Raw genomic sequence first — 12,899 nt, forward strand, 5'->3', positions numbered from 1 at the left:
AGAGAAAAAATGCTGGAAATCAAAAACCTGCACGTGAAGCTTGAGGAAGAAGAAAAGCAAATCCTCAAAGGTGTCGATCTGACGGTTGAGGCCGGAAAAGTGCACGCAATCATGGGTCCGAACGGGTCTGGCAAATCGACACTCAGCTACGTGTTGTCGGGCCGCGATGGGTACGAGGTAACCGAAGGATCCGCCACACTAGACGGCGAGGACCTGCTGGAAATGGAGCCGGAAGAACGCGCTGCTGCGGGCGTCTTTCTGGCATTCCAGTACCCGGTTGAGATTCCGGGTGTTGGCAACATGACCTTCCTGCGCACGGCCGTGAACGCTCAGCGCAAGGCGCGCGGCGAAGACGAATTGTCTGCTGCCGACTTCCTGAAAGAAGTGCGCGCCAAGGCAAAGTCGCTGAAGATCGACGCGGATATGCTCAAACGTCCGGTAAACGTTGGTTTCTCGGGTGGTGAGAAGAAGCGGAACGAAATCCTTCAAATGGCGATGCTGGAACCCAAGATGTGCATCCTTGACGAAACGGATTCGGGTCTGGACGTCGACGCGATGAAACTGGTGGCCGAAGGCGTCAACGCGCTGCGCGACGAAGGGCGTGGTTTCCTGGTTATCACCCACTATCAGCGTCTGCTGGACCACATCAAACCGGACGTCGTGCACATCATGGCAGACGGTCGTATCGTCAAAACCGGCGGACCCGAATTGGCGCTGGAAGTCGAAAACAATGGTTATGCCGACATTCTGGCCGAGGTGAACTGATGGCTTTGCCCGAAGTAAAACAAACCGCGACCGAGGCGCGGCTGGCCACGTTGACCATGCCCGATGCCGGATGCACCCGTGCCGCGCGCGAGGACGCATTGGCTCGCGTATTGGAAATGGGTCTGCCCGGACGGCGTGACGAGTATTGGAAATACACGCGTCCTGACACCCTGATTTCGCCTGAGGCACCTCGTGCCGCGCTGTTCAAATCAGATGAACCATTGCTGTTTGGCAATCTGGATCGGTTGAAAATCGTTTTTATCGATGGCGTGTTCAGCGCTGAAGATTCAGATGATCTGGAGCTTGAAGGTGTCAGTATCGATCGGATTGAGGATATCTGCTGCAAAGATATCCATTGGGCCAAGGAATTGTACGGCGTTCTTGAGGCGCGCGGGCAATCCCCGGTACAGCGGCCTTTGGCGGCTTTGAATACAGCTTTTGCTGCGGACGGCGTCGCAATCCATGTGACCGGTAAGCCGTCGAAGCCGATCAGCCTGATTTATCGCCATGCGTCCGAAACCTCTGACGCGATGCTGCACCACATCATCCGAGTCGAAAGCGGGGCCGAGGTGACGATCCTTGAAAACGGTCCGGCGGCGTCGCGCTTTAATAAGTGCATGGAAATCGACATCGCCGATGGCGGTTCGCTGCATCACGTTCGCGCGCAGGGCAGGGACCACGAACGCCGTGCCGCGACACACATGTTCACGCGTCTGGGGCAGGAATCTGTCTATAAGTCCTTTACCTTGACCGTGAATGGCATTCTGACGCGCAACGAACAGGTGGTCGAGCTGACTGGCGACGATGCAATTGCTCATGTGGCAGGTGCGTGTGTTGGCGATGGTGATTTCCACCATGATGACACGGTTTTTGTCACGCATGACGCTGTAAACTGTGAAAGCCGCCAAGTCTTTAAGAAAGTCTTGCGCAACGGTGCGACCGGCGTTTTTCAGGGTAAGATCCTGGTCAAAGAAGGCGCACAGAAGACAGACGGTTATCAGATCAGCCAATCCTTGCTGCTGGATGATGACAGTCAGTTCCTCGCCAAACCCGAGCTCGAGATCTACGCGGACGATGTTGCGTGTTCGCACGGCTCGACCTCGGGCGCAATTGACGAGACCGCGCTGTTTTACCTTCGCTCCCGCGGAGTATCCGTTAAAGACGCCACCAACATGCTGACACTGGCATTCCTGGCCGAAGCCGTTGATGAGATCGAGGATGAGTCATTGGCCGAGGCCATCGTGAACCGCCTAGAAGGCTGGTTGTCGCGGCATATCTGATGCCTTTGACTTCGGATATCGTGGCCACCTATCGGGGGCCGGGACGGGTCGTGCGGCGGCTTCTTGATCTTGGCCCGCGCGAGGACAGGGCACTGATGTTTGTCATGGCGTTCTGCGTTGTGGCTTTCATCGCCCAGTTGCCCGGCCTTGCGCGGCGCGCGCATCTCGAAGGGCTGGAGCTGGATATGCTGATGGGCGGTGCCTTGATGGGAACCGTTATAATTTTGCCGCTGGTTTTCTACCTTCTTGCGTTTGTTTCATATGGCGCTGCCCGACTGGTCGGCGGTCATGGGACGTCTTATGGCGCAAGACTGGCGCTGTTTTGGGCGCTTGTGGCGTCAACCCCTCTGGTTTTGTTGAATGGATTGGTCGCTGGTTTAATCGGATCCGGTCCGGCGCTGACAGTCGTTGGAATTGTCTGGTTCGGAGTGTTTCTCTGGTTCTGGCTGGCGGGTCTCAGTCAAGCACAAAGGCGGCAAGAATGAACCCCGTTGGCTTTGTCGATCTTGCGATGTTGACCCTGACAAACCCTGCGCAGGCAGCTAGACGCCTTTTGGACATGCGCCCGGGGCGCGAGGTTTTGTGGCTGGCTTTCTCTCTTGCAGTAGTGCTGCAAGGCCTTGTGCAACTGGGTATTGTTCATTTTGTTCCGATCCCCGCTGGTGAATCGGCACCGCCACCTACGCCTGCGCTACTGGGGCTGCTTCAAACAGCCGGCACTATGCTGCTCAGTGTTGGGGCTTTTCTGTTCGTGGGGCGGTTTCTGGGCGGTCGCGCATCATTCGATGACATCCTGACGCTGACGATCTGGCTGCAATACCTGCAGATTGCAGCGATGGTGGTCACTCTGGTCATCACTATCTTTCTGCCGTTTTTACTGCTCATGTTTATTTTGGCTACGGCAGTGATTAGCCTTTACGTAACGCTACATTTCCTGAATGAAGCGCATCAGTTCGGTTCGCTTGCAAAATCCTTCGGGGTTATTGTGCTGTCCATTTTGATCGCAGTTCCATTTGTCCTCGCACTAACGCCCGGTGGCCCCGTATAGGAAACAATAAGACCATGTATGACGTGCAGAAAATACGCTCGGACTTTCCGATCCTGTCGCGGGATGTGAACGGCAAGCCGCTGACTTATCTGGACAACGGCGCATCGGCGCAAAAACCGAAAGTCGTTATTGACGCCGTTACACGGGCTTATTCCGAAGAATACGCGAACGTTCACCGTGGCCTGCATTATCTGTCCAATCTGGCGACTGAGAAGTACGAATCCGTACGCGGAACAATCGCCCGCTTTCTGGGTGCGGCGGATGAGAATGAGATCGTCCTAAACTCTGGCACGACCGAGGGGATTAATCTGGTCGCTTACGGTTGGGCCATGCCGCGCCTGCAGGCCGGGGATGAAATCGTGCTGAGTGTGATGGAACACCACGCCAACATCGTGCCTTGGCATTTCCTGCGCGAACGTCAGGGCGTTGTCCTGAAATGGGTCGATGTGGACGCCGACGGCGGGCTGGATCCGCAAGCCGTGATCGACGCGATTGGTCCCAAAACCAAACTGGTTGCCGTAACCCAATGCTCGAATGTTCTGGGCACCGTGGTCGATGTCAAAGCAATCACGCAAGGCGCTCATGAAAAAGGCGTTCCGGTTCTGGTCGATGGCAGCCAGGGGGCCGTACATATGCCGGTGAACGTTCAGGATATCGGTTGCGACTTCTATGCCATTACTGGCCACAAGTTGTATGGCCCGTCCGGGTCTGGTGCGATTTACATCAAATCAGAACGCATGGCCGAGATGCGCCCCTTTATCGGTGGCGGCGACATGATCAAAGAGGTCAGCAAAGATCAGGTGATCTACAACGATCCGCCAATGAAGTTCGAGGCCGGAACACCCGGAATTGTCCAGACAATCGGTTTGGGTGTTGCACTGGATTACATGATGGATCTGGGGATGAAAAACATCGCCGCCCATGAAGCCGGGCTGCGCGACTATGCGATGCAGAAACTGACGGGTCTGAACTGGCTGCAGGTTCAGGGCACCCGTCCTGACAAGGCGGCAATTTTCAGCTTCACGATGGAAGGGGCAGGGCACGCGCATGATGTCTCGACCATTTTGGACAAGAAAGGCGTGGCCGTCCGAGCCGGTCATCACTGCGCCGGCCCGTTGATGGATTTCTACGGTGTTACCGCGACTTGTCGTGCAAGCTTTGGTTTGTACAACACCACGGATGAGGTGGACATTCTCATCGACGCTTTGGAATTGGCACACGATTTGTTTGCATGAAACCTGTCCGTTCCGGGTGGATTTGCAGTTGCGCCCGGATCGGAACAAGGTTAGCTAACAGCTCAGGCACCTGTAGCTCAGCTGGATAGAGCGCTGCCCTCCGAAGGCAGAGGCCAGAGGTTCGAATCCTCTCAGGTGCGCCACTTCTAAACAGTTTTGGTTCGGGCCCTCTTCAGGGATTATACCTTTTTCCGACGGCTGTTTTTGCGACGATGTAGAAACCTGAACAGACCACAGGTCGCTGACGAAAGTACTTATACAAGCACCAACAACAGATAAGCTGCAAATGCCACCACTATGGAAAACAAAACCACGGGCGGCAACCTATCGGTATCCTTGAGTTCGTGCTGAAACGAACCTGCGTAGTAAGCCAGATAAAGCGCGGCAACCAGCAGGAACAAAGCTATTATGTTAGCGACAATTGAGATCATTACACTTTTCCCTATTGCCGCAATATGACTCCTTTCATGTAAAAAAGCTCTTCATAAATCGCGGAGATTTTTATCATTTTAAAATAAATGGATGAGAGTAGGGCACCAGTTCACCGAAGATGGAGTTTTGGACCCGCAGGAAGCCACTTCTTGGAGCAATGGCCGGACTTAACGGCACGGCGTTTCGTGATCCCATTTTCGAGAAAAGCGCTTACCGCTGACGTCCAAAAACAAAGAGCGCCCAAGGGCGCTCGTCGTTGAAAAACAGTTGGGTGTGCTTTAGCCGCCCCAGCTGCGAACTTCTCCGCAATCCATGTGGACGAAGTTCGAACGGTGGTACTTACCGACACCACCAGCACGGCAGGAAATGGCCGCTTTGGCCATCTGAGAAACGGAACGCGAGGACAGGCGCAAGTCAGCAGCCTGGCCTTTCATATGCAGCGAATTCTTAGCCACACGGCGCGAGCGCGACCGCAACATTGCATTGGTTTGGGGAGAACGGTAGCCGGACAAAAGCGTGTAGGGTTCGTTCACGTCCAGCAGGTTGTGAGAGGCTGCCATGATGTCGATGGTTCGCAGGTCCATGGACTTTGACTGGTCAGTGCGCCAGTCGCGCATGAAGTGGTTCACTTCTTTGACAGCGTCCTTGATGTACTTTCCATCGACCCAATATATCATATCAAGCCGTTCGCCTGTGCGGCCTGAATACATACGAATGCGACGGATATCACCGCTGCCGCGTAAAAATCCTGCTGCGTTGGAATAGGTCGGTGCTGCTACGACTGCGGTTGCCGCAAATGCGCCCAATAGGGCACGCCGGGTCAAGCCCGATGTACTGCTCGTGGTCATTTGGTTTCGTCCCGTACTGTTCCTGCCTGCACACGATGTTACGCGCGCGGTATTAATTTTTTCCCATCCCAGATGCGGGATTTATGACACAGTCAGAAAGGCCAGCCAAGAAATCTTTCACATTCATCTTTTCAAGGGGGAATTTTCGGCAGTTTTTTGCGCAGGTGATGCAATTTGGTATAATATTGAGGCAATTAGGCATTGGCGCAACGCAGCCGATGCAAACGCGCATCAGGCACGAATGGATGCGTCGAATTGATGTATTTGTGAATGGACAAAACGTCCAGCCGAAAACCATATTCGTCCGGAACGCGCCTCAGAACGCGCAACGTATTGAATAACTAAGGTCATCCCATGCGAGCACTTTATCGGTTGCCTAAAAGTCTTTTCTTCGCCGCTTGCATCTCGGCGTCAGCCTCTTTGGCAGGCGCTCAGTCGGCGCCCGGAACAGCATTTCAAATGGCTGTTGCCGAGTTTGCGCCCGTTGGGTCGGGTCTTGCCGAATTTTACCGGACCAACGCGTTTGCCCCGATATGGGTCGGCGACACGCCCGAACATGAAGCGCGCCGGACAAGGTTGATCAAAGCACTGTCTTCCACAAACTTGCATGGCCTGCCCGAAGGGGCCTATGACGTTCAGTCTATCCTTTCACAAATGCAGGACGCCACATCGCTGCGGGATTTGGGTGCCGTTGAAATCGCTCTCAGCAAGGCATTTGTCAGCTACGCAAATGATCTATACTCGGGTGCTTTGCGCCCGGCGCAGATTGACGATGGGCTGGTCCGTAAAGTCTCGCGCAAGTCTGCCAACGATCATTTGGAGGGGCTGCTTGCCTCAGAAGGTGACGCATATTTCGATCAGCTAGCACCGCAGTCCACTCAATACCGTGCATTGATGAAGCAGAAAATCGCGTTGGAAGCTTTGGTCAACCAAGGTGGTTGGGGCGCTGGCGTACCAGCGGATAAGTTGGAATACGGAGATACCGGAGCCAATGTAATCAAGCTGCGTAACCGTCTGATTGCAATGGGGTATCTAAAACCAACGGCCAGCCCTGAATTCGATGATGCGATGCTTGCTGCCGTCAAGGATTTTCAACATTCGCATGGCCTTGCCCCCGACGGTGTCGCTGGTCAGGGCACCATCGCCGAGCTTAATCGCACTGCGTCCGAGCGTTTAAAGGCTGTATATGTTGCGCTCGAACGCGAGCGCTGGCTGCCGCGCGAACGGGGCGAGCGTCATATTCTGGTAAACCAGGCGGACTTTTCAGCGAAGATCGTAGACGATGGACGCGTTACCTTTGAAACCCGCGCCGTTATTGGCAAAAACGTGCATGACCGCCGAAGCCCCGAATTCTCGGACGAGATGGAGCATATGGTCATTAACCCAAGTTGGTATGTGCCGCGCTCGATCATTACCAAGGAATATCTGCCAAAACTTCAGTCAAACCCGAATGCGGTCGGCCATATTCAGATCACCGATCGCAGTGGTCGTCTTGTGAACCGGGGTGCCGTTGACTTCACCCAATTCAATACAAAGAACTTCCCGTTTGCAATGCGCCAACCCCCCAGCAAAAGCAACGCGCTGGGGTTAGTGAAGTTCATGTTCCCCAACAAGCACAACATCTATCTGCATGATACGCCTCAGAAATCTCTGTTTGCGCGTGAGTCGCGGGCTTTCTCGCATGGATGCATTCGCTTGGCGCAACCTTTTGAGTTCGCCTATGCGCTTTTGGCCAAGCAGGAAGAAAACCCAAAGGCGTTCTTCCAGCGGATACTGGCGACAGGAAAAGAAACAACTGTCCAGCTTGAACAGCATGTTCCGGTGCACCTGATATATCGTACGGCCTATATTGGCCCGAAAGGTGAAGTCCAGTATCGCCGCGATGTCTATGACCGGGATCGGAAAATCTGGGAGGCCTTGCAGAAAGCAGGGGTGGCCCTGCCGGACGTTCAAGGGTAATCACCGGGGGCAGGTCCTTAATCCGGGAAGCCCGTCATGCAGTACACAATTCAGCAAATCGCCGAAGCCTTGGGCGCGGAAAGTCAGGGCGATCTTAGCGTCGCCATTGAGCGTGCTGCAGAGCCGGCTGATGCCGGACCGTCTGATTTGGCAATGGCAATGTCGCCGAAATACGCAGAGGCGCTCAGCACGGGAGCAGCACGTGCTGCTGTTCTGTGGGAGGGTGCGGATTGGCAAGCCTTAGGGCTTAAAGCCGCTATTTTCGTGCCGCGCCCACGCATGGCGATGGCTGGGATCACGGCGATGCTGGATCGCGGGCAGGGGGTGGAACATGGCATTCACCCCTCGGCTGTCATCGATCCGACGGCCGAAATTGGTGAAAATGCCTCGATCGGTCCTCTCGCAGTCATTGGCGCACGTGTGCGCATCGGTAGAGGCGTGGTCATAGGGCCCCATTGCGTGATCGGGATGGATGCCGTTCTGGGTGACGATGCAGTGCTGCGCGAAATGGTCAGTATCGGCGCCCGCGCAAAAATCGGTAACCGTTTCATCGCGCAACCCGGTGCACGTATCGGCGGTGATGGGTTCAGCTTTGTGACACCCGAAGTGTCTGGTGCTGAAAACGCGCGCAAGACTATGGGTGATCAGGGCGAACTTCGCGCCCAAAGCTGGATGCGTATTCATTCTCTGGGTGCCGTTGAGATTGGTGACGATGTCGAAGTTGGTGCAAATTGCACCGTCGACAATGGGACCATCAGGAATACACGCATCGGCGACGGCTCAAAGCTAGATAACTTGGTTCACGTTGGACACAACACACGCGTCGGGCGGGATTGCCTGCTGTGCGGACAAACCGGAGTGTCCGGATCGGTTGAGATCGGCAATAACGTTGTGCTGGGTGGTCAGACCGGAGTAGTAGACAACATCTTTATCGGAGATGGAGTGATTGCCGGCGGAGGCACAAAAATTCTGTCCAACGTGCCCAAAGGACGTGTGATTATGGGTTATCCGGGGATAAAAATGGAAACGCATACAGAGATTTACAAAGCACAACGCCGTCTGCCTCGATTGGCACGTGACGTTGAGGCGTTGAAAAAGGCTGTTTCCAAACAGCCTCCAAGTGATTAAATCAACCTCAAGATAATAATCAGAGGATCGACATGAGCATCAGCGACCGCGTCATCGCAATCATTGCAGAGCAGGCCGTGCTGGAGCCGTCGGATGTGACACCCGAAAGCACGCTCGAAGATCTTGGCATCGATAGCCTTGGTCTGGTCGAAAGTATTTTCGCCATTGAGGAAGAGTTCGACATCTCGATTCCGTTCAATGCCAATGAGCCGACAGCCAGCGACTTTGATATCTCAAATGTTGCGGCCATCATCACCGGTATCGAAAAGCTGGTGTCGGAAAAGGTCTGACGTAATCCTATGAAACGAGTCGTTATCACCGGGGCCGGTACAATCAATTCGTTGGGCCATTCGGTGCCCGACACGTTAGAGGCTATGCGAGAAGGGCGCTGCGGGATTTCTGCCCTCGAATTTCGAGATGTGGAAAGGCTTGCAATCCAAATAGGTGGTCAGGTCCGCGGGTTCGAAGCCGAGGGTCGCTTTAACCGCCAGCAAATGACTTTGTATGACCGGTTCACCCAATTCACTTTGACGGCTGCGAAAGAGGCGATCGATCAATCCGGGATCGAGTTTCACGGTGATCTTGCCGCCCGTTCCGGCGTTGTTCTGGGTACGGCTGGCGGCGGCGTTTCGACTTGGGATGACAATTACCGTTCCGTTTATGAGGATGGTAAAAACCGGGTACACCCGTTTGTTGTTCCTAAATTGATGAACAACGCTGCAGCAAGCCACGTTTCGATGGAACATAACCTGAAGGGCCCCAGCTTTACGGTTTCGACGGCCTGTGCCTCATCGAACCACGCTATGGCGCTGGCCTTTCAAATGGTGCGCAGTGGCGCAGCTCCGGCGATGCTGACCGGTGGGTCGGAATCGATGTTGTGCTTTGGGGGGGTTAAAGCCTGGGAAGGGCTGCGGGTTATGTCCAAGGACGCATGCCGCCCGTTCAGCGCGAATCGCAACGGCATGGTGCAGGGTGAAGGCGCAGGCGTCTTTGTGTTCGAAGAATACGAACATGCCCATGCTCGCGGGGCCGATATCTTGTGTGAGGTTGTCGGTTTTGCGATGTCTTCAGATGCCTCGGATATCGTCATGCCAAGCAAGCAAGGCGCGGCGCGTGCCATGTCGGGAGCGCTGGCGGATGCACGTCTAAACGCGGACAGTGTCGGATATATCAACGCACATGGCACTGGGACTGCGGCCAATGACAAGACCGAATGCGCCGCCGTAGCTGATGTTTTTGGCCCTCATGCAGACGAGCTGATGATCTCGTCGACTAAGTCGATGCATGGCCACTTGATCGGCGGCACCGGCGCTGTTGAGATGTTGGCCTGTATAATGGCGCTGCGGGACGGCGTGATCGCTCCGACCATCGGATATGAAGAACCCGACCCCGAATGTGCGTTGGACGTTGTCCCGAACGAAGCCCGCGAAGCAAAGGTGGACGTAGCGCTGAGCAACGCGTTTGCCTTTGGTGGGTTAAATGCTGTTCTTGCCCTGAAACGCATTTAAACTCTGGCCACAAATCAAAAACGCCGCCGGTTATCACCAGCGGCGTTCTTTATTTGTTTGGCTTAATAATCAGTTCTGTAAGACTTTCAGGCCTTCAAAGCCGGCGGTGAAGCCCGACAGCGATACTTCCAGTTGTAGTAGTTGGTTCGGAGCTAGAACCGAGACAAGTGAAAGCGTTGCTTTGGTTCCGACTTTCATTGCGTCTACATCGCCTTGGGTAAAGCCCAGCTGCGCGAGGCAGCCAACTGGATTGCAATGGTGGTAGTCATATCGCTTACCCGGCGCACCGTCGATCGAAAGGGCCAGCTGCGCCTGCAGCATAGTTTCCAGCGGGACGACCACAGTTGCGCCTGCAACTGCGGCAGCACCTTCTGGCAGCTTTTCAAGGGTGATTTCGGCGATGGGCTGGCCCTGCTCGCCGGTCAGGATTTGACGCATCGCGCAGGGGTCTTCGTCGTTATCAGTCTTGATACAAAGGATCGCCCAATCGCCTTTTTCTTCCTTGACGTATTGCTCGCCGAGACGCGGGCCAGTTTCACCCAGGTCCAGGTCGCTGCCGGCTTCGGTCTGCGAGGTCGCGGGCTGTTGTTCGGTTTCCTGTGTCGCTTCCTGTGCGTACGCGGCCCCGCACCACAAGGCGGCGGTCATCAGGCTGACGGATAGGGTGTTCTTGATCATAAATGCCTCGGTAATGTGTTGGACTTTTTCACTCGTCTATCACCCTTGCCCGACACTGTCAGGGGCAAACGTGGGCCAATTCAAGATGTGAACGGTTTTTCGCCGGATCAAGGGAATACGCTGCGACGGCTAGAATGACAAAGGGAGCCGGTGGAGCGGCTCCCTTCGATATAATTTTCTCCCCGTCGGACTGGCCGACTTAGTTATGCGCAGACGTTACGAAAGGCAGGGGCTTCGGTCAACTGCTAACCTGAATTTTTAATGTAATGGCCATGATTTGTGAAAAAAACCGCGCCCGAGGGCGCGGCCAGTCGACAGGGAGGAAATATGCCGCCTCGTAACCTGAACCACGAAGGCAGCAATTAGACTTTCGCAGGTAAAGGTTAACTTTGTATGCTGGCCGCAGATCGGTTGAAACAAGGCCTTACATTCATGGACGAAAACATATTCTTGGGCGGTGGCGGCAACGACTATGGCCAACCGCAGTCATTGACGCTGAAATATGCCAACCGCCACGGCATGATCGCAGGGGCGACCGGAACGGGAAAAACCGTGACGCTGCAAATTCTGGCCGAGGGGTTTTCCCAGGCTGGTGTTCCGGTCTTCCTGTCCGACGTCAAAGGGGATCTGTCTGGTCTGGCAAAGGCGGGCAGTGAAAGCCACAAGCTTCACCAGGCGTTTCAGGATCGTGCCCAGCGGATTGGTTTTGCCGACTATTCGTACAGCGCTTGCCCGGTCACATTCTGGGATTTGTTCGGTCAGCAAGGGCATCCAGTTCGTACAACCGTGACTGAGATGGGACCGCTGCTGCTGTCGCGTCTGATGGATCTAAGCGAAGCGCAAGAGGGTATTCTAAACATCGCGTTTCGGGTGGCGGACGAAGAAGGGCTGCCACTGTTGGACCTAAAAGATCTTCAGTCCCTGCTTGTCTGGATCGGGGAAAACCGGGCGCAGTTGTCTTTACGATACGGTAACGTCTCAACCTCTTCGATCGGCGCCATTCAACGCCGCCTTTTGGTGCTGGAAAACCAGGGCGGCACCAAATTGTTTGGGGAACCCGCACTGGAACTCGCCGATCTGATGCGCGTTGATGAGAATGGTCAGGGCGTCGTGAATATCCTTGCCGCTGACAAGCTCATGGGATCTCCGCGTCTTTATGCAACTTTCTTGCTGTGGTTGCTGAGCGAACTGTTCGAGGAACTGCCAGAAGTTGGAGACCCGGACAAACCCAAACTGGTGTTCTTCTTCGATGAGGCCCATCTGCTGTTCGACGATGCCCCAAAGGTGCTGGTGGACAAGGTCGAACAGGTCGCGCGCCTCATTCGGTCTAAAGGGGTGGGTGTCTATTTCATCTCGCAGAACCCGGCAGACGTTCCCGAGGACATTCTGGGTCAATTGGGTAACCGGGTACAACATGCCTTGCGCGCATTTACCGCGCGGGATCGTAAGAACCTGCGGCTTGCGGCTGAAACCTATCGCGAAAACCCAGCCTTCGACACCGAAGAGGCGATACGCGAGGTTGGTGTAGGGGAAGCCGTCACTTCGATGTTGCAAAAGAAAGGCGTGCCCGGGATCGTGGAACGCACCTTGATCCGACCACCTGGATCGCAATTGGGGCCGATTACAAAGGCCGAGCGGAAGGCTCTGATGGATGCCTCTGCTATGAAAGCGAAATACGGGACGTTGAAAGACCGGAAATCTGCTTTTGAAATTCTGCGCGCTCGCGCTGATACGGCGGCGGAAGCCGCAGCTGCAGCCGAGGAGCAGTTGGAAAGTCAAACCACCGCCGAGCGTGAATTCGCGACAGCCAGACGCTATTCCGGCAGTAGGGTTGGACGGTCATCTTCTCGCGCGATGCGCAAGAAGGACACGTTCGCAACTGCGATGAGCGAGGCTGTGATTAAGGAACTTAAGGGAACAACCGGCCGACGCATTGTGCGCGGCATATTGGGCGGTTTGTTCAAAGCAAGATAAAGGTCTCGCGCCGGGCAGTGTTTTTTGCTGCCCGGCGCGCTCTG

General features: G+C 55.0%; 13 protein-coding genes and 1 tRNA gene. 11 read left to right on the plus strand and 3 right to left on the minus strand.

The window, feature by feature from the left end; genetic code table 11:
* Positions 1-9 precede the first annotated feature (9 nt).
* The 6 genes from sufC (at position 10) to ACR0AK_RS07005 (ending at position 4,471) form a co-directional block, all read left to right on the plus strand.
* On the plus strand, positions 10-765 hold the full coding sequence (gene sufC / locus ACR0AK_RS06980) for a Fe-S cluster assembly ATPase SufC (RefSeq protein WP_170557265.1): 756 nt from the start codon (positions 10-12) through the stop codon (positions 763-765).
* Positions 765-2,045: a Fe-S cluster assembly protein SufD gene (gene sufD / locus ACR0AK_RS06985; protein WP_480792823.1), complete on the plus strand. Its 1,281-nt coding sequence runs from the start codon at positions 765-767 to the stop codon at positions 2,043-2,045. Before sufC ends, sufD begins: the two co-directional genes overlap by 1 nt.
* A complete protein-coding gene (locus tag ACR0AK_RS06990) occupies positions 2,045-2,530 on the plus strand; it encodes a YIP1 family protein (RefSeq protein WP_480792824.1) in 486 nt (161 codons plus the stop codon). Before sufD ends, ACR0AK_RS06990 begins: the two co-directional genes overlap by 1 nt.
* A complete protein-coding gene (locus tag ACR0AK_RS06995; protein WP_480792825.1) occupies positions 2,527-3,093 on the plus strand; it encodes a Yip1 family protein in 567 nt (188 codons plus the stop codon). The genes ACR0AK_RS06990 and ACR0AK_RS06995 overlap by 4 nt, the downstream gene beginning before the upstream one ends.
* A 14-nt stretch (positions 3,094-3,107) precedes the next feature.
* Entirely contained in the window at positions 3,108-4,328 is a 1,221-nt protein-coding gene (locus tag ACR0AK_RS07000; protein ID WP_170557272.1) for a cysteine desulfurase, read from the plus strand.
* Between the two features lie 66 nt (positions 4,329-4,394).
* Positions 4,395-4,471: transfer RNA gene (locus ACR0AK_RS07005), tRNA-Arg, on the plus strand.
* Positions 4,472-4,582: 111 nt separating this feature from the next.
* Here the strand turns inward: ACR0AK_RS07005 and ACR0AK_RS07010 are convergent.
* Together ACR0AK_RS07010 and mepK are read right to left on the minus strand one after the other, a co-directional pair.
* Complete coding sequence (locus ACR0AK_RS07010; RefSeq protein ID WP_170557273.1) at positions 4,583-4,759, minus strand: hypothetical protein; 177 nt, start codon at positions 4,757-4,759, stop codon at positions 4,583-4,585.
* A gap of 279 nt (positions 4,760-5,038) precedes the next feature.
* Positions 5,039-5,608 carry a peptidoglycan L,D-endopeptidase MepK gene (mepK, locus tag ACR0AK_RS07015; RefSeq protein WP_170557274.1) on the minus strand — a complete coding sequence of 190 codons (570 nt, stop codon included), beginning with the start codon at positions 5,606-5,608 and terminating at the stop codon, positions 5,039-5,041.
* Between the two features lie 354 nt (positions 5,609-5,962).
* Between mepK and ACR0AK_RS07020 the strand changes: the two genes are divergently transcribed.
* The 4 genes from ACR0AK_RS07020 to ACR0AK_RS07035 are packed head-to-tail and all read left to right on the plus strand — an operon-like array spanning position 5,963 to position 10,203.
* Complete coding sequence (locus ACR0AK_RS07020) at positions 5,963-7,567, plus strand: L,D-transpeptidase family protein (protein ID WP_480792826.1); 1,605 nt, start codon at positions 5,963-5,965, stop codon at positions 7,565-7,567.
* Between the two features lie 36 nt (positions 7,568-7,603).
* Positions 7,604-8,695, plus strand: coding sequence for a UDP-3-O-(3-hydroxymyristoyl)glucosamine N-acyltransferase (lpxD, locus tag ACR0AK_RS07025; RefSeq protein WP_480792827.1), 1,092 nt, complete (start codon positions 7,604-7,606; stop codon positions 8,693-8,695).
* 32 nt (positions 8,696-8,727) lie between these two features.
* Positions 8,728-8,985, plus strand: a complete 258-nt coding sequence (locus ACR0AK_RS07030; RefSeq protein ID WP_170557277.1) for an acyl carrier protein — start codon at positions 8,728-8,730, stop codon at positions 8,983-8,985.
* A gap of 9 nt (positions 8,986-8,994) precedes the next feature.
* The gene (locus tag ACR0AK_RS07035; protein WP_170557279.1) at positions 8,995-10,203 is read left to right on the plus strand and encodes a beta-ketoacyl-[acyl-carrier-protein] synthase family protein; all 1,209 of its coding nucleotides are present in this window, start codon (positions 8,995-8,997) and stop codon (positions 10,201-10,203) included.
* Between the two features lie 69 nt (positions 10,204-10,272).
* On the opposite strand, the gene ACR0AK_RS07040 is transcribed toward ACR0AK_RS07035, so the two are convergent.
* Positions 10,273-10,881: an invasion associated locus B family protein gene (locus ACR0AK_RS07040; RefSeq protein ID WP_480792828.1), complete on the minus strand. Its 609-nt coding sequence runs from the start codon at positions 10,879-10,881 to the stop codon at positions 10,273-10,275.
* A 432-nt stretch (positions 10,882-11,313) separates the two neighbouring features.
* Here ACR0AK_RS07040 and ACR0AK_RS07045 point away from each other — a divergent pair, with 432 nt between their 5' ends.
* Positions 11,314-12,855: a helicase HerA-like domain-containing protein gene (locus ACR0AK_RS07045; protein WP_480792829.1), complete on the plus strand. Its 1,542-nt coding sequence runs from the start codon at positions 11,314-11,316 to the stop codon at positions 12,853-12,855.
* Positions 12,856-12,899 lie beyond the last annotated feature (44 nt).

The sequence above is a fragment of the Ruegeria sp. BI12 genome (genome assembly GCF_056537985.1).